This is a genomic window from Streptomyces sp. NBC_00310, from assembly GCF_036208085.1.
In the GTDB taxonomy this organism is placed as follows: domain Bacteria; phylum Actinomycetota; class Actinomycetes; order Streptomycetales; family Streptomycetaceae; genus Streptomyces.
Genome location: NZ_CP130714.1, coordinates 2812168 through 2837017, shown reverse-complemented (window position 1 = coordinate 2837017; position 24850 = coordinate 2812168). Strand labels below are relative to the sequence as shown.

Sequence of the window (24850 nt, the reverse complement as noted above, 5' to 3'; positions counted from 1 at the left end):
CGCATGGTGAGACCTGGGGGTTCCGCTGGTCGACATCTGAATACGGAGCCGCTCATCCGACTGCTCAACCGAAGTGTGTTCGGCTCGCCGCGAGGCCCCTGTCAACACGACCCCACCCCCTTGAAAGGCTGACTCTGGGCAACGTCTACAGTGGCGTGGTACGCGCGAGCCGTCACGGGGAGTTCACCACCTGGGGGCTCGCTGGGAGTCTCTGTCAGGGGTGTGCGTGACGGCCGTCGAATCCCGTCCACCGGGAGTGCTGGGCGCGAGCAACACGAACAGCAGCCGGGGTCAGCGGCCGATCGGGGCCCGCGTCAAGGCGTTCGTGGCGCTGACGAAGCCGCGGATCATCGAACTGCTGCTGATCACCACCGTTCCGGTGATGTTCCTCGCCGAGCAGGGTGTCCCGGACCTCTGGCTGGTGCTCGCCACGTGCATCGGCGGCTACCTCTCCGCGGGCGGCGCCAACGCGCTCAACATGTACATCGACCGCGACATCGACGCGCTCATGGAGCGCACCTCGCAGCGTCCGCTGGTCACCGGCCTGGTCACCCCGCGTGAGGGCCTGGTCTTCGGTATCACCCTCGCGGTCGTCTCCACCGCCTGGTTCGGTGTCCTCGTCAACTGGCTGTCCGCCTGGCTGTCGCTCGGGGCGCTCCTCTTCTACGTCGTCGTCTACACGATGATCCTCAAGCGGCGTACGTCCCAGAACATCGTCTGGGGCGGCATCGCCGGCTGCATGCCGGTCCTCATCGGCTGGTCCGCGGTGACGAACTCGATGTCATGGGCCGCGGTCATCCTCTTCCTCGTCATCTTCTTCTGGACGCCGCCGCACTACTGGCCCCTCTCCATGAAGGTGAAGGACGACTACGCCCGCGTCGGCGTCCCGATGCTCCCGGTGGTCGCCTCCAACAAGGTCGTCGCGCGGCAGATCGTCCTCTACAGCTGGGTGATGGTCGCGGTCTCGCTGATGCTGACCCCCCTCGGTTACACGGGCTGGTTCTACACCGCGGTCGCCCTGGTGACCGGCGGCTGGTGGCTCTGGGAGGCCCACGCCCTCCAGAACCGCGCGAAGAGCGGCGCGACCGGCGGCAAGCTCAAGGAAATGCGCCTGTTCCACTGGTCGATCACGTACGTGTCGCTGCTGTTCGTGGCGGTGGCGGTGGACCCCTTCCTCCGCTGAGGCCCGTAGGGGGCGCGGGGCTGTATCGATGTGCGGCGCCGCCGCGTGGGCGCGAGCAGCCACGACGCACCCGCACGCGCCCCTTTACATCGACGCACAACGGCGAGTGGCCAACCCCACTCACCCCGCACGTCGCCGCCGCGAATACCCATCGGTAGCATCCTGACCATGGCAGACACCAAGCAGGCAGACGAGGCCAAGGCAACCAAGGCCGCCGCGAAGGCCGAGCGTCGAGCGACCCGGCTGGCCAAGCAGATCGGCGGCTTCGCCAAGGCCCACGGAGGCGCCGAGGCCCAGGTCGCCTACATCGGCGAGCAGGGCGCCCGTATCGTCCTGGTCGGCGAGGACGGCGGCTGGGGCGACCTCGTCGCCCCCACCTACGCCATCGCCGAACAGGCCGTACAGAAGGCCGGCGTCACCGTTCACGAGGACTTCGACGGTGAGTTCGCCGCCAAGGTGAAGACCGGCCCGTACGAGTGGTCGCGGATGGCCGGAATCCAGATCGGCGGCCCCAGCAACACCTGAGCCCGGCTCACCCGTTAGGACCTGTGGGAGTTCACAGGTCCAGCCTCGGGGAGCCCGGATGATCGAAACGCCGTCCCTCGTGGACCAGTACTGCCACGGCGTCCTACGCACGGAGCTGGGCCTCGGCACCTTCGAGGCCCACCTCGCCCGCAGCGAGGGCCCGCCGGCCCCGGGCACCACCTTCTTCGACACCCAGACGGGATTCGCCGTACGCCGCTGGTGCCCGCCCCTGCTGGGCCTGGAACCACACTGCCCACCGGCCCACTATCTCGCCCGGCGCCGTGAACTGGGCGTACTGGAGGCCGGCCGCAGACTCCTGCGGGGCAGCGGCATCACGACCTACCTCGTCGACACGGGGCTGCCGGGGGACCTCACCGGACCGGGCGAGATGGCCTCGACGGGAGACGCGGACGCCCACGAGATCGTCCGCCTCGAACTCCTCGCCGAACAGGTCGCCGACACCTCCGGCACCGTCGAGTCGTTCCTGGCCAATCTCGCCGAGTCGGTGCACGCGGCCGCCGCGAACGCCGTCGCCTTCGCGTCGGTGGCGGGCGTACGGCACGGCCTGGCATTCGCGCCCGAACCACCCGGGCCGGGGGAGGTGCGGGGCGCGGTCGGGCGCTGGCTCGCGCACCGGCCGGTCGGCGGGGCGCTCTGCGACCCGGTGCTCCTGCGCCACCTGCTGTGGATCGCCGTCGCCTCGGGCCGCCCCCTCCAACTCCACGCGGGCCTCGGCGAACCCGGTCCGCGCATCGACGCCACCGACCCCGCCCTGCTCACCGACTTCGCCCGCGCCACGGCGGGCCTCGGCACCGACCTGGTCCTGCTGCACGGCTACCCCTACCACCGCCACGCGGCCCACCTCGCCGGTGTCTTCCCGCATGTCTACGCCGACCTGGGCGCCGAACTCGTCCGCACCGGCGCCCGGGCCACCGCCGTACTCGCCGAGGTCCTCGAACTGGCCCCGTTCGGCAAGCTCCTCTTCTCCAGCGGCGCCCACGGCCTGCCCGAGCTGCATGTGGTCGGGGCCCGGCTGTTCCGCGAGGCGCTGGCGCGGGTGCTGGGGACCTGGGTGGCGGAGGGCGCCTGGTCGCCGACGGACGCGCAGCGCGTGGCGGGACTGATCGCGGCGGGGAACGCGCGGCGGGTGTACGGGCTGGAGTGAGCTGTGAAGACTGGGCGCATGACACGCAGCGACGCGACCGCCGGCTTACCCGGCTCCGCCACCGACACCGAGGCCCTGCTCGGCCGCTTCCTCGACGAACTCCGGGAACTCGCCCCGCTCGCCGTCTGGGCCCACGGCTCCCTCGGCGGCGGCGACTACCAGGAGGGCCGCAGCGACCTGGACCTGATCGCCGTCCTGAACGGTCCGGTCACCGCCCGGACCGCCTGGCGGGCGGCGCGGCTGCACGCCCGCCTGCGCCACGATCCGCTCGCCGCCCAGCTGCACTGCACCTACCTGACCCCCGGCACGGCGGACGACGCCGAGCGCAAGCACCTCACCTGGGCCCACCGGCAGCTGTTCCGGCGGACGGTCACCCCGGTCACCCGGCGCGAGCTGCACACCTTCGGCCTGCTCCTGCACGGCGAACCGCCCACGGCGCTGCTGCCGCCGGTCTCCGACATCGAGCTGGACGCCTTCGTCGTCCGCGACCAGAAGGAGTTCTGGCGGCCGGCGGTCGACCGGGCCCGCCTCTGGGACCAGGACGTCTGGGTCGACCTCGGACTGCTCACGTTCGCCCGCGCCACCGCCACCCTGCGCGACGGCCGCCTGATCTCCAAGCGCGACGCCCTGGACCTGCTGCCCGCCCTGGGAGCGCCCGCCGAGGTGGTCGGGGACATCAGGCGCCGCCGGTACGGGCAGCGGGCCGAGGAGGTGCCGCACCGGGGCGAGCTGACCCGGGTGTTCCTCGGCCCGGCGATCGACGACCTCGTACGGACGTACGGCTGACTCAGCCGCGCGTGGCGACCGGTGTCCCCGCAGCCGCCGGAGCGGGCACGTCCACCTCGTCGGCCGGCCGTTCCCGCAGGGACAGCAGGACCCGGAGGGTGGCGATCCACACCAGGCAGGAGCCGAACATATGGGCGCCGACCAGGGCCTCGGGCAGGTCGGTGAAGTACTGCACGTAACCGATGGCGCCCTGGGCGAGGAGGACCAGGAACAGGTCGCGGGTGCGGTTCAGCGGTCCGCGCGGGGCGTCGACCGCCTTCAGGACGAACCACAGGGCGAAGGCCAGGGTCACCACGATCCAGGCCAGGACCGCGTGCAGCTTGGTGACGTTCTCCCAGTTCAGCGGGATGCGCTCGACCTTGCTGGAGTCACCGGCGTGCGGGCCGGCGCCGGTGACGACCGTGCCGACCGCGATCAGCAGCAGCGTGACGCCCACCAGGACCCACACCAACTGCCGCACGGCCTTGCCGACCAGCGGACGGGGCGCGGTGTCGCTCTCGCCGGTGCGGTGCCACATCACGGCGGCGACGGCGATGAGCGCGGTGGAGAGCATGAAGTGCGCGGCCACCGTGTACGGGTTGAGACCGACCAGCACGACGATGCCGCCCAGCACCGCGTTGCTCATCACGACCCAGAACTGCGTCCAGCCCAGCCGGGTGAGGCTACGGCGGTACGGCTTCTGCGAGCGCGCCGCGATGATCGCCCAGCCGACCGCCGCGCACAGCACGTACGTCAGCAGGCGGTTGCCGAACTCGATGTAGCCGTGGACGCCCATCTCACGGGTGGCGGTGAGGGAGTCGTCGGTGCACTTGGGCCAGGTCGGGCAGCCGAGGCCCGACCCGGTGAGCCGGACGGCACCGCCGGTCACCACGATGACCACCGCCATCACGAGGGCGGCGAGGGCCGCGCGCCGGACCGTTCTGGGGTCCGGGGTCCAGCGTTCGGCGATGAAGGCGAGCGGGTTGCGCGCAGCGGAGACGAGGTCGTCGCGGGTCACTTTCGGCACGCGCACCATGGTAGGCCGCCGCTTGTGCACACATTCACGAGGGGTCGGCCGTCCTGTCACCACCCTCGTGACCTGCGGCTACTCCCAGCGGAAGAAGCGGGCCGCCGCGCCCAGCCCGAGCACCGCCCACCCGGCGAGGATCCCGAGGTCGCCCCACGGCATCCCGGCCCCGTGCTGGAGGACGTCCCGCAGCCCGTCCGACAGCGCCGAGATCGGCAGCAGCCCGAGCACGCTCTGCGCCGCGTCCGGGAACCTGTCCAACGGGATGACGACGCCGCCGCCCACGAGCAGCAGCAGGAACACCAGGTTCGCCGCCGCCAGCGTCGCCTCCGCCTTCAGGGTGCCCGCCATCAGCAGACCGAGGCCCGAGAAGGCGGCCGTGCCGAGGATGAGCAGGAGCAGCACGGCGAAGGGGTTGCCGTGCGGGTTCCAGCCCATCGCGAAGGCGATCACCGTGAGCAGGACGACCTGGAGGATCTCCGTGACCAGCACGGACAGCGTCTTCGCGGCCATCAGCCCCCAGCGGGGGAGCGGCGAGACGGCGAGCCGCTTCAGTACGCCGTAGCGGCGCTCGAAGCCGGTGGCGATGGCCTGGCCGGTGAACGCCGTCGACATCACGGCGAGCGCGAGGATGCCGGGCGCCAGGAAGTCGACCGCCTTCCCCCCGCCCGTGTCGACGATGTCCACCGAGCCGAACAGCACCAGCAGCAGCGTCGGGATGACGACCGTCAGGAGCAACTGCTCGCCGTTGCGCAGCAGCATCTTCGTCTCCAGGGCCGCCTGCGCCGCGATCATGCGGGAGAGCGGGGCGGCGCCCGGCTTCGGCGTGTAGGCGCCCGAGCTGGTACTCGCGCTCATGAACGCAGCTCCTTGCCGGTCAGTTCGAGGAACACGTCTTCGAGGGTGTGCCGTTCCACCGAGATGCGGTCCGGCATCACCCCGTGCTGGGCGCACCAGGAGGTGACGGTCGCGAGGAGCTGCGGGTTGACCTTGCCGGTCACCCGGTACACACCGGGCGTCAGTTCGACGGCGGCGGAGTCCGCCGGGAGTGCCTTCAGCAGGGAGCCGACGTCGAGGGCCGGGCGGCCGGTGAAGCGCAGGGTGTTCTCGGCGCCGCCCCGGCACAGCTCCTCGGGCGTGCCGTGGGCGATGACCCGGCCGGCGTCGATGATCGCGACGTCGTCCGCGAGCTGCTCGGCCTCGTCCATGTAGTGCGTGGTGAGGATGACCGAGACGCCGTCCGCGCGCAGGTCCCGGACCAGCTCCCAGGTGGCCCGGCGGGCCTGCGGGTCGAGGCCGGCGGTCGGCTCGTCGAGGAAGACCAGCTCGGGGCGGCCGACCACGGCCATCGCGAGGGCGAGCCGCTGCTGCTGGCCGCCGGACAGCCGCCGGTACGTCGTACGGCCGCAACTGCCGAGGCCCAGGCGCTCCATGAGGGCGTCCACGTCGAGGGGGTGGGCGTGCAGCCTGGCCACGTGGCGCAGCATCTCGTCGGCGCGGGCGCCGGAGTAGACACCGCCGGACTGGAGCATCACGCCTATCCGGGGGCGCAGCGCGGCGGCCTCGCGGACCGGGTCGAGCCCGAGGACGGACACCGAGCCGGAATCCGGCCTCCGGTAACCCTCGCAGGTCTCGATCGTGGTCGTCTTGCCCGCCCCGTTGGGGCCGAGCACGGCGGTGACGCCCGCTCCGGCCGCCAGGTCGAGGCCGTCCACCGCGGTCTTGTCGCCGTACCGTTTCACCAGGGACCGGACCTGGACCACGGGGTCACTTCGCATGGGCCCGAGTCTAGGTACGCGGCCGGGTGCCGAGGCCAGGGGGTCCGGAGATCTCCTCCTCCCGGGGCCGGTGCAACGGGAGCCAGCGCTCGGCGTACGCCACCGCGTCGGCCACCGGGAACAGGCGTACGTCCGCCGCGCCCACCCTGGCCCGGAGGATGTGGTGGTCGCGCTCGAAGTCGTACCCCAGCTCGTCGAACCGGTCCGAGTCGATCGACACCTCGGTCACCACCTCCCAGCCGTCCGGACCGGGCCGGCCGACCTCGACCAGCGGTGCGGGGATCCGGTATTCCGCCAGATGGAAGCTGGTGCACGACTCGTAGCCCGCGCCGAGCAGGAGCACCCGGGCGCCCGCCTTCTCCAGCCGGGCCAGGGGGCTGCGCTCGCCGAGGCGGCAGTCGAGGGCGTGGTCCGCGAGGATCGCCGCCGCGCCCGGGCCGATCGCGGCGAAGGACGTCTGGGGATGCGCGCTGCGCAGGGCGCCCGGCCAGGTCCGCACCGTCTCGGGGATCACGCCGATCCCCCGTGTGGGCGTGGTCCGCGGGTCGTACGCGGGCATGGTCGCGCGGATCAGCTCCCACCACTCCTCGGGCACCGGCGGGTACGCCCACAGGGCCGGGTCCGAGAGCTGGCCGGTCTGGCTGGGGACGACGAGGGTGCCGTCCGGACCGAGTACGTCGAGCAGCGCCTCGACGACCGTGACGGTGCCTCCGCAGACCCAGCCGAGCGCGCTGAGCGAGGAGTGCACAAGGAGGGTCTCGCCAGGCTCGACCCCGGCGGCGCGCAGGTCCGCCACCAAGCCGGCGCGGGTGACAAGAGGGCCGGTGGGAGGGGTTGTCGACATGGTGTGGCAGTCTTCCGGAGCGGCTCTCGCGGCGCCACCCGTTTGATCGATCAGTGATCGTTCCCGCAGGTCATCTTAGGTATGCCTAAGTGATGCACGGCACCGCCCGCCCGTCCGGACGCGGCTTGCCCCTCTCTGAGGAATTACGCAACAATGGCGTTGTGAAAAACGTTGGCGAGGCTCCGCAGGAGGAACTCGCGACCGGGGAGCGGTCGACACGCAACCGGGTCGCGCGGTCCATCCTGTCCCACGGCCCGTCCACCGTGGCCGACCTCGCCGGGCGCCTCGGGCTGACCCAGGCGGCCGTCCGCCGGCACCTCGACGCACTGGTCGCCGACGACGTCGTACAACCGCGTGAGCAGCGCGTCTACGGCGCGCGAACGCGCGGGCGCCCGGCCAAGGTGTTCACCCTGACGGACTGCGGACGGGACACCTTCGACCAGTCGTACGACAAGCTCGCCGCCGACGCGCTCCGCTGGATCGCGGACCAGGAGGGCGGGGAGCAGGCGGTCGCCGCCTTCGCCCGGGCCCGGGTCGCCGCCCAGGCCGGCTCCTACCGCAAGGCCGTCGAGGCGGCGGACCCCGAAAACAGGACTCAAGCCCTGGCCAAGGCCTTGAGCGCCGACGGGTACGCTGCTACGGCACGCAGTGCCCCCCACCCCCACCAGGGCGAACAGCTCTGCCAGCACCACTGCCCGGTGGCCCATGTCGCCGAGCAGTTCCCGCAGCTCTGCGAGGCCGAGACCGAGCTCTTCGGCGAACTGCTCGGTACGCACGTCCAGCGGCTGGCCACCATCGCCCACGGCGACGGCGTCTGCACGACGTTCATCCCCAGAGTTTCCAAGACAGCCAACGACACCGCATCTGCACGTACCGCCGGGAGGAACCCCGCATGACGCTCCCCATCGAGGAGACTGCCCACCCCGAGCTCGAGGGTCTGGGCAACTACGAATACGGCTGGGCCGACTCCGACGTGGCCGGTGCATCTGCCAAGCGCGGTATCAACGAGGACGTCGTCCGCGACATCTCCGCCAAGAAGAACGAGCCGGAGTGGATGACCAAGCTCCGTCTCAAGGGCCTGCGCCTGTTCGAGAAGAAGCCCATGCCGAACTGGGGCTCGGACCTGTCGGGCATCGACTTCGACAACATCAAGTACTTCGTGCGCTCCACGGAGAAGCAGGCGGAGTCCTGGGAGGACCTGCCCGAGGACATCAAGAACACGTACGACAAGCTCGGCATCCCCGAGGCGGAGAAGCAGCGCCTCGTCGCGGGCGTCGCGGCCCAGTACGAGTCCGAGGTCGTCTACCACCAGATCCGCGAGGACCTGGAGGAGCAGGGCGTCATCTTCCTGGACACCGACACGGCCCTCAAGGAGCACCCGGAGCTCTTCAAGGAGTACTTCGGGACCGTCATCCCGGTCGGCGACAACAAGTTCGCGTCGCTGAACACGGCCGTGTGGTCCGGCGGTTCCTTCATCTACGTGCCGAAGGGCGTGCACGTGGAGATCCCGCTCCAGGCCTACTTCCGTATCAACACGGAGAACATGGGCCAGTTCGAGCGGACGCTGATCATCGTCGACGAGGACGCCTACGTCCACTACGTCGAGGGCTGTACGGCTCCGATCTACAAGTCGGACTCCCTGCACTCCGCGGTCGTCGAGATCATCGTGAAGAAGGGCGCCCGCTGCCGCTACACGACCATCCAGAACTGGTCGAACAACGTCTACAACCTGGTCACCAAGCGCGCCGTCGCCTACGAGGGCGCGACCATGGAGTGGATCGACGGCAACATCGGCTCCAAGGTCACCATGAAGTACCCGGCCGTCTACCTGATGGGCGAGCACGCCAAGGGCGAGACCCTCTCCATCGCCTTCGCGGGCGAGGGGCAGCACCAGGACGCCGGCTCCAAGATGGTCCACATGGCGCCGAACACCTCCTCCAACATCGTCTCCAAGTCGGTGGCGCGCGGTGGCGGCCGTACCTCCTACCGTGGTCTCGTCGAGATCGGCGAGGGCGCCCACGGCTCCAAGTCGAACGTGCTGTGCGACGCGCTGCTCGTCGACACCATCTCCCGCTCCGACACGTACCCCTACGTGGACGTCCGCGAGGACGACGTGTCCATGGGCCACGAGGCGACCGTCTCCAAGGTCTCCGACGACCAGCTCTTCTACCTGATGAGCCGCGGCCTGAGCGAGTTCGAGGCGATGGCGATGATCGTGCGCGGCTTCGTCGAGCCGATCGCGAAGGAGCTGCCGATGGAGTACGCGCTGGAGCTCAACCGGCTGATCGAGCTGCAGATGGAAGGCGCGGTCGGTTAACCCCCGCCCCTTTCGGATACAGCTAGCGAAATCTGACGTAGGAAGAGAGCAGACCGACAGCCATGGCTGAGGCTCAGAACATCCCGGTGGGCTCGACCACCGCCGGCCAGATCGCGGTGGCCGCAGAGTCGACCGTCGCCACGCGCATGAGCGCGCCCCCGTCCTTCGACGTGGCGGACTTCCCCGTGCCGCACGGCCGCGAGGAGGAGTGGCGGTTCACCCCGCTGGAGCGGCTGCGCGGGCTGCACGACGGCACCGCCGTCGCCACCGGCGACGGCCTGAAGGTCGACATCGTGGCGCCCGAGGGCGTCACGATCGAGACCGTCGGCCGTGACGACGCGCGCCTCGGCAGGGCCGGCGCCCCCGTGGACCGCGTCGCCGCCCAGGCCTACTCGGCGTTCGAGAAGGCCGGTGTGATCACCGTCCCCAAGGAGACGGTCCTCACCGAGCCGATCCGGATCGCCGTGCACGGCGAGGGCGCCACCGCCTTCGCCCACCAGGTCGTCGAGCTGGGCGCCTTCGCCGAGGCCGTCGTCGTCATCGACCACACCGGTGACGCCGTCCTCGCCGCGAACGTCGACTACATCCTGGGCGACGGCGCCAGGCTGACCGTCGTCTCCGTCCAGGACTGGGACGACAAGGCCGTGCACGTGGCCCAGCACAACGCCCTCATCGGCCGGGACGCCTCCTTCAAGTCCGTCGTGGTCACCTTCGGCGGCGACGTCGTACGCATCCACCCGCGCGTCTCCTACGCCGGCACCGGCGGCGAGGCCGAGCTGTTCGGGCTGTACTTCACGGACGCCGGCCAGCACCAGGAGCACCGCCTCCTGGTCGACCACAACGTCCCGCACTGCAAGTCGAACGTCGTCTACAAGGGCGCGCTCCAGGGCGAGGCGGCGCACGCCGTGTGGATCGGCGACGTGCTGATCGAGGCCAAGGCCGAGGGCACCGACACCTACGAGCTGAACCGGAACCTGGTCCTCACGGACGGCGCCCGGGTCGACTCGGTGCCGAACCTGGAGATCGAGACCGGTGAGATCGTCGGCGCCGGCCACGCCTCGGCGACCGGCCGCTTCGACGACGAGCAGCTCTTCTACCTGATGGCCCGAGGCATCCCGGCCGACGAGGCCCGTCGCCTGGTGGTCCGCGGCTTCTTCGCCGAGCTGGTCCAGCAGATCGGTGTCGACGACATCCAGGAACGCCTTCTCGTGAAGATCGACGAGGAGCTGGAGACTGTGTCTGGATCGGGCCGATGACCCCGTTCGTACGCGCCTGTGGGCTGAGCGAGCTGGAGGAGGACACCCCGAAGCGGGTGGAACTCGACGGCACGCCGGTCTCGGTCGTACAGACCGAGGGCGAGGTGTTCGCCATCCACGACATCTGCTCCCACGCGAACGTCTCGCTCTCCGAGGGCGAGGTGGAGGACTGTCAGATCGAGTGCTGGCTGCACGGCTCCAGCTTCGACCTCCGCACCGGCAAGCCGTCCGGCCTTCCCGCGACGCGCCCCGTCCCCGTATACCCCGTAAAGATCGAAGGGGACGACGTGCTCGTCTCCCTCACCCAGGAGTCCTGAGGCACCCATGGCAACGCTTGAAATCCGAGACCTGCACGTCACCGTCGAGGCCGACAACGCCACGAAGGAGATCCTCAAGGGCGTCGACCTCACCGTGAAGCAGGGCGAGACGCACGCCATCATGGGCCCGAACGGCTCCGGCAAGTCGACCCTCGCCTACTCGCTCGCGGGTCACCCGAAGTACACGATCACCGGCGGCACCGTGCTGCTCGACGGCGAGGACGTCCTGGAGATGTCCGTCGACGAGCGCGCCCGCGCGGGCCTCTTCCTGGCGATGCAGTACCCGGTCGAGGTCCCCGGCGTCTCGGTCTCCAACTTCCTGCGGACCTCCGCCACCGCCATCCGCGGCGAGGCCCCCAAGCTCCGCACCTGGGTGAAGGAGGTCAAGGAGGCCATGCAGCGCCTCAACATGGACCCCGCCTTCGCCGAGCGCAACGTCAACGAGGGCTTCTCCGGCGGTGAGAAGAAGCGCCACGAGATCCTTCAGCTCGAACTGCTCCGGCCGAAGGTCGCGATCCTCGACGAGACGGACTCCGGTCTGGACGTCGACGCGCTGCGCATCGTGTCGGAGGGCGTGAACCGCGTCCGCGAGACCGGCGAGGTCGGCACCCTGCTGATCACCCACTACACGCGCATCCTGCGCTACATCAAGCCCGACTTCGTCCACGTCTTCTCCGGCGGCCGTATCGTCGAGTCCGGCGGCGCCGAGCTCGCCGACAAGCTGGAGAACGAGGGCTACGAGGTATACACGAAGGGTGGCGCATCCGCGTGACACAGCTGCCGGGCCTCCTCGACACCGAGGCGATCCGCAAGGACTTCCCCATCCTGGACCGTCAGGTCCACGACGGCCGGAAGCTCGTGTACCTGGACAACGCGGCGACGTCGCAGAAGCCGCGCCAGGTACTGGACGCCCTGAGTGAGTACTACGAGCGCTACAACGCCAACGTCCACCGCGGTGTGCATGTGCTCGCCGAGGAGGCCACGGCGCTGTACGAAGGCGCGCGGGACAAGGTCGCGTCGTTCATCAACGCGCCCAGCCGCGACGAGGTGATCTTCACCAAGAACGCCTCCGAGTCGCTGAACCTCGTGGCGAACATGCTCGGCTGGGCCGACGACCCCTACCGGGTGGACGCCGAGACCGAGATCGTCATCACGGAGATGGAGCACCACTCCAACATCGTGCCGTGGCAGCTGCTCTCGCAGCGCACGGGCGCGAAGCTGAAGTGGTTCGGGCTGACCGACGACGGCCGCCTCGACCTCTCCAACATCGACGAGATCATCACGGAGAAGACGAAGATCGTCTCCTTCGTGCTGGTGTCCAACATCCTCGGCACGGTCAACCCCGTCGAGGCGATAGTGCGCCGGGCACAGGAGGTCGGCGCCCTGGTCTGCATCGACGCCTCGCAGGCCGCGCCGCACATGCCGCTGGACGTCCAGGCCCTCCAGGCCGACTTCGTGGCCTTCACCGGCCACAAGATGTGCGGTCCGACGGGCATCGGCGTGCTCTGGGGCCGCCAGGAGCTCCTGGAGGACCTGCCCCCGTTCCTGGGCGGCGGCGAGATGATCGAGACGGTGTCGATGCACTCGTCGACGTACGCTCCCGCCCCGCACAAGTTCGAGGCGGGCACCCCGCCGATCGCGCAGGCGGTCGGCCTGGGGGCGGCGATCGACTACCTGAACTCGATCGGCATGGACAAGATCCTCGCCCACGAGCACGCGATCACCGAATACGCGGTGAAGCGGCTGACGGAGGTCCCGGACCTCAGGATCATCGGTCCCGCCACGGCCGAGGACCGGGGCGCGGCGATCTCCTTCACCCTCGGCGACATCCACCCGCACGACGTGGGCCAGGTCCTCGACGAGCAGGGCATCGCGGTCCGGGTCGGCCACCACTGCGCCCGCCCCGTCTGCCTGCGGTACGGAATTCCCGCGACCACCCGAGCGTCGTTCTATCTGTACTCCACGCCGGCCGAGATCGACGCCCTGGTCGACGGCCTGGAGCACGTACGGAACTTCTTCGGCTGATGGGACGAGCGATCGCATGAAGCTGGACTCGATGTACCAGGAAGTCATCCTGGACCACTACAAGAACCCGCACGGGCGGGGCTTGCGGGATGGCGACGCCGAGGTGCACCACGTGAACCCGACGTGCGGCGACGAGATCACGCTGCGAGTGAAGTACGACGGCACGACCATTGAGGACGTGTCGTACGAGGGCCAGGGCTGCTCGATCAGCCAGGCCTCGGCCTCCGTGCTGAACGACCTCCTGGTCGGCAAGGACCTGGCGGACGCGCAGAAGATCCAGGAGACCTTCCTGGAGCTGATGCAGTCCAAGGGGAAGGTCGAACCGGACGACGCGATGGAGGAGGTGCTGGAGGACGCGGTGGCGTTCGCCGGTGTCTCCAAGTACCCCGCCCGGGTCAAGTGCGCCCTCCTCAGCTGGATGGCGTGGAAGGACGCGACGGCCCAGGCGCTGGGCGCCGACGCCGACGTCGAAAGGAAGACGGCATGAGCGAGACCCTGGAGATGAAGCCGGCCTCCGAGGAGGAGGTCCGCGAGGCCCTGTACGACGTCGTCGACCCCGAGCTGGGCATCGACGTCGTCAACCTCGGCCTCATCTACGGCATTCACATCGACGACGCGAACATCGCGACGATCGACATGACCCTGACCTCCGCGGCCTGTCCGCTGACGGACGTCATCGAGGACCAGGCCAAGTCCGCCACGGACGGCCTCGTCAACGAGCTCCGCATCAACTGGGTCTGGATGCCCCCGTGGGGCCCCGACAAGATCACCGACGACGGCCGTGAGCAGCTGAGGGCGCTCGGGTTCAACGTCTGAGATCCCTGACATGCGTGTGGCCCCCGGCGATTCGCCGGGGGCCACACGCGCGTGCGGGTGTCACGCCGTTCGGTCGAGACCGTTCAGTCGAGACCCTTCACGATACGGAAGAAGAAGTCCTGGCGGCCGGTCGTGTTGTAGCCGTACGGATCCAGGACCAGCTCGAAGTTCCGGTGGCGCAGATAGCGGTCGGGATAGTTCACCGCCTGGAGCATCACGGCGTCCGAGTACGGGGACGTCACCGGGCAGAAGGTGGCGTCCTGCTTGAAGAGCGCCGAGCCGTCGTCGCCGCCGACGCGGAGCCGGAAGTTCTGGTGCCGGACGTAGCGGCCGTCCGACATCCGGAAGGAGTAGCAGGACGACTTGGCGAGGCCGGAGACGACCTTGAAGGAGGAGTCCTCCCTGGTCTCGCTTCCGCTGCGGGAGCTCACCTGGTCCAGCCCGATCACACCGCTGCGCAGATGCCAGTAGCGGTCCGGGTAGTTGACGGCCTGTACCGACTTGCGCGCGGTGGAGGTGGACGGCTTCTTCGTGGGCGAGGTCGACTTCGAGGGTGCGGTCGTCGGTTTGGCGCCGCCCTGCTGGCTCTCCGAGGAGTCGGAGTCCTCCTTGTCGTCGGAGGTGGAGCCCTTGCCCTTGCCCCCGTCGTTCTTCGCGTCGTCCTCGGAGCCCTGCGGCTCCGACAGGCCGCTCTTGCCGTCCGGCGCCGAGGTCGCGGGCGGCGACGCGGGCGGGAGGGAGACAAAGGGGACCCGGTCGTCGTCGGCGGCGGTCGTGCGGCCGTTCTTCTGTGACGAGTCGTCAGGTCCAGTGCCCTGCAGGGTGATCGCGGTTACGCAGGAGGAGACCACGGCGAGAGCGAGGGCGCCGGCCAGCCAGAGGCGGCGCGTGCCCGGTATTCGGGCGTCGTTCGGGGCGACACCCGTCTCCCACACCTTCGCGGATCTGAGCACCGGAAGGCTGGGCGGGGTCTGGTCCGGATCAGGTCCGGGCTTGTTCGGCGGCATGCGCGGTTCCCTCGGCGTCGCCCAAGGCGGACGCAATTCGTCATGCGGATCGGGGAGGGTGGTACGTGTCACCGGTGTGTGAAAACCCTGGCGGTCGTCACGCATCCGGGAGATTGACCGTTGAAACAGTAGTGGACCAAGTGGTGTCCGGGGAGCCCTTTCCGAGAGCGCTTCCATAACAGAACGGCCCCGAAACAAGGGCCTCTTGACCATCGATGATGCTCAATTCCGCCCATAAGTACGCCTGTACGCGCGATGTGTACAGGTGTACGCATGATGTGTACGATCGTACACATGGGATATCTGTTGCTCGCCGGTGCCATAGCCGCCGAAGTGGCCGCCACCACCGCCATGAAGTACAGCGAGGGCTTCAGCAAGTTGTGGCCGTCGCTGGTCACCGGCGTGGGGTACCTCGTCTCCTTCGTCCTGCTCGCCCAGGCGCTGAAGTCGATGTCGATCGGCACGGCGTACGCGATCTGGTCCGGGGCGGGCACCGCGACCGTCGCCGCGCTCGGCCTGGTGCTCTTCGGGGAGGGGCTGAGCTTCGCCAAGGTCGCCGGGATCGTGCTGATCATCGCGGGAGTCGTGGTGCTGAACCTGGGAGGCGCCCACTGATGGCCCGGCGCTACGATCCCGAGCGGCGGCAGCGGATCATCGACGCGGCGATCCGGGTGGTGGGGGACAGGGGCATCGCCGGGCTGAGCCACCGGACCGTGGCCGCCGAGGCGGACGTACCGCTCGGCTCGACGACGTACCACTTCAAGACACTCGACGACCTGATGGTCGCCGCGCTGCGGCAGGCCAACGAGCGCTTCGCCAAGACGGTCGCCGCGCGCGACGCCCTGCGGGACCCCGGCACCGACCTCGCCACCGAACTGGCCGCGCTGGGCGGCGAGTGGTTCGCCGGCGACCGTACGGGACTGGAGGTGGAGTACGAGCTCTACCTCGCCGCCCTGCGCCGGCCCGCCCTGCGCCCCGTCGCCGACGAGTGGGGCCGGGGCTTCGCCGACTGGCTCACCCGCCGCACCGACCCGGTGACCGCGCGGGCGCTGGTCGCCCTGATCGACGGCATCTGTCTGCAGGTACTGCTGACCGGGGCGCCGTACGACGAGGAGTACGCGCGGGAGGTGCTGGCGCGGGTCATTCCCCGAGGGACCCGGCGGCGCGAGTCGTGAACCTCTTGCCGTCCATCGGGGAACGCGAGTCGTGAACCTTCTGCCGTCCATCGGGGAACAGGCGGTGACAGGAACACGGTGAAGCAGAGGGTGAGCTTGTGACGAGCAGGGGGAGAACCCGGTGAGCGGACCACCGCCACAGGCGCGGGCCGACGACGACGCCGAGATCGTCGCCCAGTCGCTGGAAGAGCCAGAGCTGTTCGCGCGGCTCTACGACCGCTACGCGCCGGACATCCACCGGTACGTGGCCCGGCGACTCGGCGACGGCATGGCCGACGACCTCACCGCGGACACCTTCCTCACGGCGTTCCGCATCCGCGGCCGTTACGACCGGGCCCACACCAACGCCCGCCCCTGGCTGTACGGCATCGCGGGCAACCTCATCGGCAGGCACCGCCGTACGGAGGTCCGGGCGCTCAGGGCGCTGGCCCGCACCGGACACGATCCGGTCGCCGCCTCCTGGAGCGAGACCTGGGTCGAGCGGACCGACAGCCGGGTGGCGGCGCAGGGGCCGCTCGCCGGGGCGTTGGCGGCGCTGTCTGCGGGGGACCGGCATGTGCTGCTGCTCGTCGCCTGGGCCGACCTCGGCTACCAGGAGGTCGCCCAGGCCCTGGACATCCCCGTGGGAACGGTCCGCTCGCGGCTCAACCGCGCGCGGCGCAAGGTGCGTACGGCGCTGGGAGCCGATCCGGCGTTCGTCGGTGACGCGGCGGAGGTGGTCTGACGTGGACGAGTTGACCGAGGTACGCGAGTTGCGTTCCGGGGCGCCGACCCCCGACCGCGCCCGCGTCGCGCCGGGCCGCGCCCGGCTGCTGGACGCGGCGCGGACCGGCGAGCGGCGGCACCGGATGTGGGCGCGGCCGGGGTTCGTGATCGCCGGGGTCGTGGCGACCGTGACCGCGGTGGCGGTGACCGCGTCGCTGTTGTCGGGCCGCGACGACGCCCACGAGCTGACGACACCGGCGGCGCTGACGAACGCGGACCTGAAGAGGATGAGCGCGCGTGAGCTGTTGGAGCGGGCGGCGGAGGCGCTGGAGCGGCAGCCGAAGGTTCCCGAGCCGGGGCCCAGGCAGTGGATCTACACCAGGACGACGGACGAGGGAGCCGCGGCGGAACTGGACGAGAAGACGTTGGAGGAATACGGAGACTGGTCCCTCTACTTCGAGGACTGGACCCGCTTCGACGGCGCCGAGCGCGCGTTCCAGCAGCGCGACCCCTACGGAAAGCCGATCAAGGTGCACGTCAACGACGCCGAGTACGAGGAGGGCGCGGCTCGCACCCCCATCGAGATGTACCGCGCACTGTCCACCCTGCCGACCGACGGCCCGGGAGCCTTGAAGGCCCTCCGGGAGGAGAACGCCCTCATCGACCAGAAGGGCGCCACGCGGACGGAGAACGACTACATCGAGATCGCCCATCTGCTCGGTGCCGAGGTCAAGCCGCCCAAGGGACTGGCGGGCCTGTACCGCGCGCTGGCCACCCTGCCGGACCTCTCCGTGGTCGACCACATGGTCGAGGACGCCTCCGGGCGGAAGCTCGTCGCGCTGAACACGGGCAGGCGCGGCGGTACGCGGTGGCTGATCGACCCGGAGACGTACCAGGTACTCGGCACACAGCAGGTCAAGGACGGCAGGACGACCGGCGGCGGCGTGGTCGTCGACACCGCCGTCGTCGACGAGCCCGGTGAGCGTGGCTGACCCGGGCCCTTGAGCACCGGCGGCCCGCTCCACGGGGGTGGGCGGGCCGCTCGGCGCCGTATGTCCGCCACGTGCCCGGCCGCTGAGACGCCCCCGCCGCCGGTTGGCCCGCACAGCCCCCGGACAGTTAGGTTGCCCTCATGACCGACACGACTGCTCCTCGTACCACCGGCGCCGTGGCCGCCGGCCTCGCCACGATCGCCGCCGACGGCACCGTTCTCGACACCTGGTTCCCCGCGCCCGAGCTCTCCGCCGAGCCGGGCCCCTCCGGCACCGAGCGGCTGACCGCCGAGCGGGCCGCGGAACTGCTGGGCGGCGGCGCGACCGCCGCGACGGGTCAGGACGCGCGCCGGGGCGTCGAGGTCGTCGCGGTCCGCACGGTCATCTCCTCCCTCGACGACAAGCCGGTCGACACGCACGACGCCTACCTGCGCCTCCACCTGCTCTCCCACCGCCTGGTCAAGCCGCACGGCCAGAGCCTGGACGGCATCTTCGGCCTCCTGGCCAACGTCGCCTGGACCTCGCTCGGCCCGGTCGCCGTCGACGACCTGGAGAAGGTGCGGCTCAACGCCCGCGCCGAGGGCCTGCACCTCCAGGTCACCTCCGTCGACAAGTTCCCGCGCATGACGGACTACGTGGCCCCCAAGGGCGTCCGCATCGCCGACGCCGACCGCGTCCGCCTCGGCGCGCACCTCGCCGAGGGCACCACGGTCATGCACGAGGGCTTCGTCAACTTCAACGCGGGCACCCTCGGCACGTCGATGGTCGAGGGCCGTATCTCCGCCGGTGTCGTCGTCGGCGACGGCTCGGACATCGGCGGCGGCGCCTCCACCATGGGCACGCTCTCCGGTGGCGGCAACGTCATCATCTCCATCGGCGAGCGCTGCCTGATCGGCGCCGAGGCGGGCGTCGGCATCGCCCTGGGTGACGAGTGCGTCGTCGAGGCCGGCCTCTACGTCACCGCGGGCACCCGCGTCACCATGCCCGACGGGCAGGTCGTCAAGGCCCGCGAGCTCTCCGGCGCCTCGAACATCCTCTTCCGCCGCAACTCGGTCACCGGCACGGTCGAGGCCCGCCCGAACAACGCGGTCTGGGGCGGCCTGAACGAGATCCTGCACAGCCACAACTGATCACCGGCGGCCGTGACCTGCGGCTGCCTAATCGATCAACATCCTGACCTGTTGCTGAGCTGTCGGCAGTTGTCGACCTTGGTCATGGATGAGCGCCCTTCCACGGCCCGAGGACGGCCCGGGAGGGCGCTCGTGCGTGGGGGACGTGGAATTGATCGAGCCGCACCTGCTGCCGGGAGTGTTCGGATCGATCCCTGACCTGCAGCTACTCAACGCGGTGATGTGGCGGTTTCCCGTGTTTACGTGGTCTGTGCATCTACCGGAACCTCCGGAGCGGCCCATATGATCACGCCATGGCGATGACGGGCTTGGACGACCGGATGACGACGGCGGAAAACTACCATCGCTTCGCCGAGCGCGAGGCGGCGGGACGATCCCCCGCCTACGAGGCGCTGGCCCTCGCGGTGGCGTCCGACCCGGAGGTGCTGGGTTTCCTGGGCACCCTGCCCGCCGACAAGCGCCAGCCGAACCTGCTGTTCGCCGCGGCCCGCCACATGCTGTGCATGGTGCCCGACGCGGACGCGCTGCGGGAGCTGGCCACCACGCGGGCCGGGGAGCTGCGGGCGATGGTCCTGTCGCGGCGCACCCAGACCAACGAACCGGGCCGCTGTGCAACGCTTCTGCCCGCGCTGGCCGCGGTCGATGGGCCGCTTGCCCTGATCGAGGTCGGCGCGAGCGCCGGACTGTGCCTGCACGTCGACCGGTACTCCTACGACTACGGCCACACGCACCTGACCGGCCGTGACCCACAGGCGCCGACACTCCGGTGCCGGGCGGAGGGACCGCACCCGGAACTGCGGATGCCCGAGGTGGCATGGGCGGCCGGCATCGACCTCAACCCGCTCGATCCGTCGGATCCCGGGGACCGGTCCTGGCTCGAGTGTCTGGTGTGGCCGGGGCAGACGGCCCGTCGCGAACGCCTCGTTTCCGCATTGGCAACCGCGCAGCGCCATCCTGTGCCTGTGCACGAGGGCGACCTGCTCGAAGCGCTGCCGGCCCTCGTCGAGCAGGCGCCCCGGGACACGCGCGTTGTGGTCTTCCACTCGGCGGTGCTGGCATACGTCGGGCCGCGGCTCCGCGCCGAATTTGCCGGGTTGGCCCGCGAGCTTGACGTCGTATGGATCGCGAACGAGGCGCCGGGCGTGGTCGCCGACGTCACGCCGCCCCGGTTCGAGACCTCGCCGTTCGTCCTCACCGTCGACGGCGCACCTGCCGCCTTCACCCACCCGCACGGCGACTGGATCCGCTGGATGTAGCACGCGCAGTCGGCATCGCGCATCCCCGCCTCCCGGCACCCGCCTCCCGGCACCCGCCTCCCGGCACCCGCCTCCCGGCACCCGCCTCCCGGCACCCGGGACGGTGCCGACCCCCGGTGTCCCGACATCCCCCGTGACCCATACCAGGCCCCCTATTCCGCGCCAAACGCGCTGATAGGGGGTTTGCTGCTGCCCAGCCACTGCCAGTTCTCCGGGTGCGGGCATAACCCTCCCGGTGTCGCAGATCAACTCTGGTGGCCCAGGCCAGAGCGAGGTGGGGGTGGAGGTGGGGGTGGTCACCCGTGGGTGCCGACTGCCGGCGTTGGTCGGCCTCGCACGGCCCAGGGACGGCCCAGTCGGTCAGCCCCGACCAGATGTGCCCAGGCAGCGGCGCCACTGCCCGTCACTCCATCTGCACGGGAGCGACCGGGAGCTGTTCCCTATAGGGCCACGTAAAGGTGCGGTCGGGTTCGAGGTGAGCGTCCCCCCAGTGGATGGCATGGATGCCGTTTTCGGCGTCGGCCGTGAAGAACACACAGACCAGCTTGGTGGACGCTCCCAGTTCCTCGAACGCTTCGTGCAGCCCCAGGTACTCCTCGGTCGCCAAGTCCTGATCGACGTCGAACAGGCCTTCCGGAGGCTGCGGCCCATGTGCCCGGAACAGCCGGTGCCGAGTGGGCGACGCGTTGGCGGGCAGCCGTGCTCTGTCCAGGGGCCTCGGCCTGTCCGCGTACCGGAAAGGGAAGAGCGCGTGATCGTTGATCACCGCATACTCGTAGCCGCGCACGTCGCGCACGGCTTCCCCGAGCTCCCGCGCCGTCTCCGCCAGGCTCTCGCGCACCACTCCCGCAAGGGCGACACCGTACGGACTCCGCTTCTTCAGCCCCGCAGCGAGGTGCGCGGCATGAGCCTTCCCATGCGCCTTGGCCAGTTGCACCGGAACCGCAGCGGCAAGCGCGCCGGCATGCCGCCCAAACCGCTCGACGGCCCAGGCCGACGGCCCTACCGGATAGCCACCCAACACCGACATGCAGTGCTCCTCTCCCCCAGGTCACGCCTCTGAACTGTGTGACACGTACACGAAGGGCACACAAGGGGGCGATCTAGCCAGGACGCGGCGGCACACGCTCGTTGCTCAGAGCAGCCACAACTGACCCCGTAAGGGTTGCTCGGCGTGACCTCCACGCGGTGCAGGCAGATGAACTGTCGGACGCAGTGTCCGATGAGTCGCCGAACCGATGAGATGAGGGACCGAGGGATGAGGAACGACCGGGCGAGGACCGTGGCACGAGTGGTCACGGCAGGGCTGGCCACGGTGCTGGTGTGCGGGGTGTCGGCCGGAGCCGCGCACGCCGACGAGACCAACAAGGACTCGCACAACGGTCCCCGGATCGGACTTGTCAACGTCGGGCAGGTCGACGACCCGATGGAGGACGTGCTGGAGCACACCCTGCTGTTCGGTGACGGGTACCGCTGGGGCTGACCCGGCCGTCGTCGTATTGTCGTGAATCCGGGCCCGTACGCGCACGCGCGCGTACGGGCCCGGACCGTTTTCCGCTCCGCGCACGACTTTCTTCTCCGGGGCGGCATAGCCGGACGCGGGTCGCCGCGTCACAAGGGGCACAGGGGGCGGGACACGGGGCCCGCCGGAGAAGAGAAGGTGACGATGGATGCCGCGGGGCAGGAGAGTTTCCGGGAGTTCGTGGCCGGGCGGTCGTCGGCGCTGCTGAAGACGGCCGTGCTGCTGAGCGGGGGTGACCGGCACGCCGCCGAGGACCTGTTGCAGAACGCGCTGATCAAGGCCGCCGGGCGCTGGCAGCGGATCGACGAGCCGGAGGCGTACGTACGGCAGATCCTGTACCGGCAGCAGGTCAGCCGGTGGCGGCTGAAATGGCGGCGCCGGGAGCTGACCGTCGCCGAGCCGCCCGAGAGCGGCGGCGGAGCCGACGGTGTGGCCGGGGTGGAGCTGCGGCTGGTGATGCGCGGGGCGCTGGCCCGGCTGACCGACCGGCAGCGGACCATGCTCGTGCTCCGCTACTTCGAGGACCTGCCCGAGGCCGATGTCGCCCGGATCCTCGGGTGCTCCGTCGGAACCGTCCGGTCCACGACCCACCGCTCGCTTGCCCGACTGCGTGAACTCGCGCCCGAGCTGGCCGCGCTCGGCCCCGCCGCGGCCGAGCAGCAGCCGTCCCGTGACTTCTCGCCCGTGGAGGTGCGTCCATGAACGTCGATGAACTGGTGCGCGACTCCCTGCGGGAGCAGGCCGCCGAACAGCCGCCCCTGGCACCGGGCTTCGCCGACCGGGTCCTGACCGTCCGGCGGCGTCGCAGGAACCGCACGATCGCGTGCACTGCCGCCGCCACGGCCGCGGTCGTGGCTGTCGCGGTGGGTGTGCCCGCGCTGACGGGAGACGGGGACGAGGTGCGGCCCGCCAGCGAGATGAACAAGAGCGACATCATCGCGCACCCCGACCAGTCACCGCCGAGGAACATGATCGCCGCGGGTGACACCGCGCTCTCCGCGTTCTATGTGCACAAGGAGGTCAAGCAGCCGGGCGGGGACATCGTCAGAACCCGCGTGTACGGGCTCCTCGACCAGAAGACGGCCGAGTACCGCAAGACCAAGTGGGCGTTCCTGGACGTCGCACCCGGTATGCGCACCGCGGCCGTACTGGAGGGCGAACTGCCCGCCGAGCGGATCGGGCTGCTCGACATGATCACGGGCAAGGTGGACCGCTGGATCCCGGTGGGCCACGGCGTCGCGTCCGTCGAGTTCTCCCCGGACGGCACCAAGCTCCTCGCGACGACCTACTCCAAGAACCCCGATCGCAGCTTCGCCGACCACCTGCAGAACGTCAACGGCAAGGAGGTGCCGGGCCCCGTCGCCAGCCGGACCGGGTTCTCCGTCGTGGACCTGGACTCGGGCGAGGAGAACTGGCACAAGGCACCGCAGTGGAAGGACGAGTGGGGCTTCTTCTACAACAGCCGGGAGGACCTGGAGTGGGGCCAGGACGGCAGGTCCGTCTTCGCGGACATCGGGGAGAAGCCGTTCCGGCAGTACTACGACCTGAACGGCGACAAGATCGACATGCCCGCGTCCGAGAAGTACGTGAGCTATGCGGAAGCCGGTCTGTCACCCAACGGGAAGCTGATCGGGGGCGAATTCGCCGGTGACGGTGACGAGATCTCCTCCGAGATCGTCGACTCGCGCACCGGCGAGAGGGTCACGACCGTGCCTGGCCAGCAACTCCTCGCCTGGGCGGACGACAAGCGGATCATCGCCTGGGGCTGCGACCCCAAGAGGTGCAGCGGCAAGGGCGAGTTCCGCAACCAGCTCATCCTCCTGACCGTCGGCAGCGACAAGGTCGTCCAGCTCAGCGGGTTCCGCAAGGCATCGGCCGAGTACCCCGGCCGCTGGGTCCCGGTGTTCACCGAACGCTGGGGCTGACCGATCCCTCCGACCGGGCACCGGAGCCGACCAACTCCTCGTACGCCGTCAGCAGCCCGTCGGTCACCTCGTGGCCGGCGGGCCGCAGCGGTGCGCGGACCGGCCCGGACGGCAGGCCGAGCCGCCCCAGCAGCGCCTTCGCCGTGACGGAGCCGGGCAGGCCGGAGGACATCATCAGCTCGGTGAGCGGGACGGTCCGCCGCTGGAGCCGGGCCGCCTCGCCGGTGTCGCCCCTGTCGAACGCGTCGATGATCGACCGGAAGTGGCGGGGTGCCACGTTCGCGACCGTGCCGACGTATCCCGACCCGCCGATCGCGTACAGCGCGAGAACGTACTCGTCGCAGCCCGTGTAGTACGCCAACTCCGTCTCGGCCAGCACCTTCTGGGTGCCCAGGAGGTCGTACGCGCAGTCCTTCACCGCCACGATCCGGGGGTGGGCGGCGAGCCGGATCATGGTCCCCGGTTCGATCCGGGTGCCGGTGCGGCCGGGGATGTCGTACAGGGCGACGGGCAGTCCCGAGGCGTCGGCGAGCTCGCGGAAGTGGGCCTCGACCGCGTCCTGCGGGGGTCTGCTGTAGTACGGCGTGACCGCCAACAGGCCGTCCGCGCCCGCCTTCTCGGCCGCCAGTGCCAGCTCCACGGTGTGCCGGGTGTCGGCGGTGCCCACTCCGGCCACGATCGCGGCCCGGTCGCCGACCGCCGAGCGCACCGCGCGGATCAGCTCCGCCTTCTCCTCGTCCGTCGTCGTCGGCGACTCACCCGTCGTACCGGACAGCACCAGCCCGTCGCACCCTGCCGTCACCAGCCGGTCGGCCAGCCCCTGGGCCCCGTCGAGGTCGAGCGCGCCGGACGCGGTGAAGGGCGTGATCATCGCGCAGAGGGCGCGGCCGAAGGGGGCGGGGCGGTGGGTGAGAGTCATGGAGGTAGTCTCGACGCCGCCATTGTGAAGCTCCACTTAATTCTTCTACGAGATATGAGGGAGCTTTGCTACGAGGATGAGGGGTGCGGCCCGCCGGGTCGCCCGGTGATCCCGGGCCTCCCGAGCCTGTCGCGGAGGCGGCGCTGCCGCAGACTCGGCCGGACTGGTTCCCGAGTCGGCCGACCGGGCTCGGCGAGCGGG

The 24850-nt window shown here is 70.2% G+C and carries 28 protein-coding genes; 21 read left to right on the top strand and 7 right to left on the bottom strand.

Translation table 11 applies throughout. The features are described 5' to 3' along the window. The first annotated feature begins 226 nt into the window (after positions 1-226). The 4 genes from OG202_RS12525 to OG202_RS12510 all read left to right on the top strand — a co-directional run bounded on the left by OG202_RS12525 (position 227) and on the right by OG202_RS12510 (position 3659). A complete protein-coding gene (locus OG202_RS12525; protein ID WP_327730282.1) occupies positions 227-1183 on the top strand; it encodes a heme o synthase in 957 nt (318 codons plus the stop codon). Between the two features lie 168 nt (positions 1184-1351). After that, the gene (locus OG202_RS12520) at positions 1352-1708 is read left to right on the top strand and encodes a hypothetical protein (protein ID WP_326583634.1); all 357 of its coding nucleotides are present in this window, start codon (positions 1352-1354) and stop codon (positions 1706-1708) included. 58 nt (positions 1709-1766) lie between these two features. Further along, positions 1767-2873 carry an amidohydrolase family protein gene (locus tag OG202_RS12515; protein WP_326583635.1) on the top strand — a complete coding sequence of 369 codons (1107 nt, stop codon included), beginning with the start codon at positions 1767-1769 and terminating at the stop codon, positions 2871-2873. 18 nt (positions 2874-2891) lie between these two features. Continuing rightward, positions 2892-3659 carry a nucleotidyltransferase domain-containing protein gene (locus tag OG202_RS12510; RefSeq protein ID WP_328222743.1) on the top strand — a complete coding sequence of 256 codons (768 nt, stop codon included), beginning with the start codon at positions 2892-2894 and terminating at the stop codon, positions 3657-3659. 1 nt (position 3660) lies between these two features. Here OG202_RS12510 and OG202_RS12505 read toward each other — a convergent pair whose 3' ends face one another. The 4 genes from OG202_RS12505 to OG202_RS12490 all read right to left on the bottom strand — a co-directional run bounded on the left by OG202_RS12505 (position 3661) and on the right by OG202_RS12490 (position 7287). Then, positions 3661-4674 (bottom strand): COX15/CtaA family protein, encoded by a 1014-nt coding sequence (locus tag OG202_RS12505; protein WP_326583637.1) that lies wholly within the window; start codon positions 4672-4674, stop codon positions 3661-3663. Positions 4675-4743: 69 nt separating this feature from the next. Further along, on the bottom strand, positions 4744-5523 hold the full coding sequence (locus OG202_RS12500; protein ID WP_327730284.1) for an ABC transporter permease: 780 nt from the start codon (positions 5521-5523) through the stop codon (positions 4744-4746). Then, positions 5520-6443 carry an ABC transporter ATP-binding protein gene (locus OG202_RS12495; protein WP_326583639.1) on the bottom strand — a complete coding sequence of 308 codons (924 nt, stop codon included), beginning with the start codon at positions 6441-6443 and terminating at the stop codon, positions 5520-5522. The genes OG202_RS12500 and OG202_RS12495 overlap by 4 nt, the downstream gene beginning before the upstream one ends. A 10-nt stretch (positions 6444-6453) precedes the next feature. After that, positions 6454-7287: an aminoglycoside N(3)-acetyltransferase gene (locus OG202_RS12490; protein ID WP_326583640.1), complete on the bottom strand. Its 834-nt coding sequence runs from the start codon at positions 7285-7287 to the stop codon at positions 6454-6456. Positions 7288-7448: 161 nt separating this feature from the next. Between OG202_RS12490 and OG202_RS12485 the strand changes: the two genes are divergently transcribed. The 8 genes from OG202_RS12485 to OG202_RS12450 all read left to right on the top strand — a co-directional run bounded on the left by OG202_RS12485 (position 7449) and on the right by OG202_RS12450 (position 14018). Then, positions 7449-8183, top strand: coding sequence for a helix-turn-helix transcriptional regulator (locus tag OG202_RS12485; RefSeq protein ID WP_328222742.1), 735 nt, complete (start codon positions 7449-7451; stop codon positions 8181-8183). Continuing rightward, the gene (gene sufB / locus OG202_RS12480) at positions 8180-9604 is read left to right on the top strand and encodes a Fe-S cluster assembly protein SufB (protein ID WP_326583642.1); all 1425 of its coding nucleotides are present in this window, start codon (positions 8180-8182) and stop codon (positions 9602-9604) included. Before OG202_RS12485 ends, sufB begins: the two co-directional genes overlap by 4 nt. A 62-nt stretch (positions 9605-9666) precedes the next feature. Next, complete coding sequence (gene sufD / locus OG202_RS12475; RefSeq protein ID WP_327730286.1) at positions 9667-10860, top strand: Fe-S cluster assembly protein SufD; 1194 nt, start codon at positions 9667-9669, stop codon at positions 10858-10860. Next, a complete protein-coding gene (locus OG202_RS12470) occupies positions 10857-11177 on the top strand; it encodes a non-heme iron oxygenase ferredoxin subunit (RefSeq protein ID WP_326583644.1) in 321 nt (106 codons plus the stop codon). The genes sufD and OG202_RS12470 overlap by 4 nt, the downstream gene beginning before the upstream one ends. A gap of 7 nt (positions 11178-11184) precedes the next feature. Beyond that, positions 11185-11949 (top strand): Fe-S cluster assembly ATPase SufC, encoded by a 765-nt coding sequence (gene sufC, locus OG202_RS12465; protein ID WP_326583645.1) that lies wholly within the window; start codon positions 11185-11187, stop codon positions 11947-11949. Continuing rightward, positions 11946-13202, top strand: a complete 1257-nt coding sequence (locus OG202_RS12460; RefSeq protein ID WP_328222740.1) for a cysteine desulfurase — start codon at positions 11946-11948, stop codon at positions 13200-13202. The genes sufC and OG202_RS12460 overlap by 4 nt, the downstream gene beginning before the upstream one ends. Positions 13203-13218: 16 nt before the next feature. Beyond that, a complete protein-coding gene (gene sufU, locus OG202_RS12455; protein WP_326583647.1) occupies positions 13219-13689 on the top strand; it encodes a Fe-S cluster assembly sulfur transfer protein SufU in 471 nt (156 codons plus the stop codon). Then, positions 13686-14018: a metal-sulfur cluster assembly factor gene (locus tag OG202_RS12450; RefSeq protein ID WP_020130530.1), complete on the top strand. Its 333-nt coding sequence runs from the start codon at positions 13686-13688 to the stop codon at positions 14016-14018. Before sufU ends, OG202_RS12450 begins: the two co-directional genes overlap by 4 nt. 83 nt (positions 14019-14101) lie before the next feature. On the opposite strand, the gene OG202_RS12445 is transcribed toward OG202_RS12450, so the two are convergent. Then, positions 14102-15025 carry an AbfB domain-containing protein gene (locus tag OG202_RS12445; protein WP_326583648.1) on the bottom strand — a complete coding sequence of 308 codons (924 nt, stop codon included), beginning with the start codon at positions 15023-15025 and terminating at the stop codon, positions 14102-14104. A 294-nt stretch (positions 15026-15319) separates the two neighbouring features. On the opposite strand from OG202_RS12445, the gene OG202_RS12440 reads away from it, so the two are divergent. The 6 genes from OG202_RS12440 (at position 15320) to OG202_RS12415 (ending at position 20283) form a co-directional block, all read left to right on the top strand. After that, positions 15320-15640: a DMT family transporter gene (locus OG202_RS12440; RefSeq protein ID WP_326583649.1), complete on the top strand. Its 321-nt coding sequence runs from the start codon at positions 15320-15322 to the stop codon at positions 15638-15640. Further along, a complete protein-coding gene (locus tag OG202_RS12435; protein WP_328222739.1) occupies positions 15640-16200 on the top strand; it encodes a TetR/AcrR family transcriptional regulator in 561 nt (186 codons plus the stop codon). The genes OG202_RS12440 and OG202_RS12435 overlap by 1 nt, the downstream gene beginning before the upstream one ends. Positions 16201-16321: 121 nt before the next feature. Then, positions 16322-16924 carry an RNA polymerase sigma factor gene (locus OG202_RS12430; RefSeq protein ID WP_326583651.1) on the top strand — a complete coding sequence of 201 codons (603 nt, stop codon included), beginning with the start codon at positions 16322-16324 and terminating at the stop codon, positions 16922-16924. A 1-nt stretch (position 16925) separates the two neighbouring features. Further along, the gene (locus OG202_RS12425) at positions 16926-17897 is read left to right on the top strand and encodes a CU044_5270 family protein (protein WP_326583652.1); all 972 of its coding nucleotides are present in this window, start codon (positions 16926-16928) and stop codon (positions 17895-17897) included. 140 nt (positions 17898-18037) lie between these two features. Beyond that, on the top strand, positions 18038-19027 hold the full coding sequence (gene dapD, locus OG202_RS12420; RefSeq protein ID WP_328222738.1) for a 2,3,4,5-tetrahydropyridine-2,6-dicarboxylate N-succinyltransferase: 990 nt from the start codon (positions 18038-18040) through the stop codon (positions 19025-19027). 293 nt (positions 19028-19320) lie between these two features. After that, on the top strand, positions 19321-20283 hold the full coding sequence (locus OG202_RS12415; protein WP_327730292.1) for a DUF2332 domain-containing protein: 963 nt from the start codon (positions 19321-19323) through the stop codon (positions 20281-20283). Positions 20284-20686: 403 nt separating this feature from the next. Here the strand turns inward: OG202_RS12415 and OG202_RS12410 are convergent, their stop codons facing one another. Continuing rightward, positions 20687-21313 (bottom strand): hypothetical protein, encoded by a 627-nt coding sequence (locus OG202_RS12410; protein ID WP_326583655.1) that lies wholly within the window; start codon positions 21311-21313, stop codon positions 20687-20689. 228 nt (positions 21314-21541) lie between these two features. On the opposite strand from OG202_RS12410, the gene OG202_RS12405 reads away from it, so the two are divergent. From OG202_RS12405 to OG202_RS12395, 3 genes are all read left to right on the top strand, one after another. Continuing rightward, positions 21542-21766, top strand: a complete 225-nt coding sequence (locus OG202_RS12405; protein WP_326583656.1) for a hypothetical protein — start codon at positions 21542-21544, stop codon at positions 21764-21766. A gap of 183 nt (positions 21767-21949) precedes the next feature. After that, entirely contained in the window at positions 21950-22507 is a 558-nt protein-coding gene (locus OG202_RS12400) for a SigE family RNA polymerase sigma factor (RefSeq protein WP_327732285.1), read from the top strand. Next, positions 22504-23730, top strand: coding sequence for a WD40 repeat domain-containing protein (locus tag OG202_RS12395; RefSeq protein ID WP_327730293.1), 1227 nt, complete (start codon positions 22504-22506; stop codon positions 23728-23730). The genes OG202_RS12400 and OG202_RS12395 overlap by 4 nt, the downstream gene beginning before the upstream one ends. Here the strand turns inward: OG202_RS12395 and dapA are convergent. Then, a complete protein-coding gene (gene dapA, locus OG202_RS12390; protein ID WP_327730294.1) occupies positions 23711-24649 on the bottom strand; it encodes a 4-hydroxy-tetrahydrodipicolinate synthase in 939 nt (312 codons plus the stop codon). The two genes, OG202_RS12395 and dapA, sit on opposite strands and share 20 nt — an antisense overlap. Positions 24650-24850: the final 201 nt, after the last annotated feature.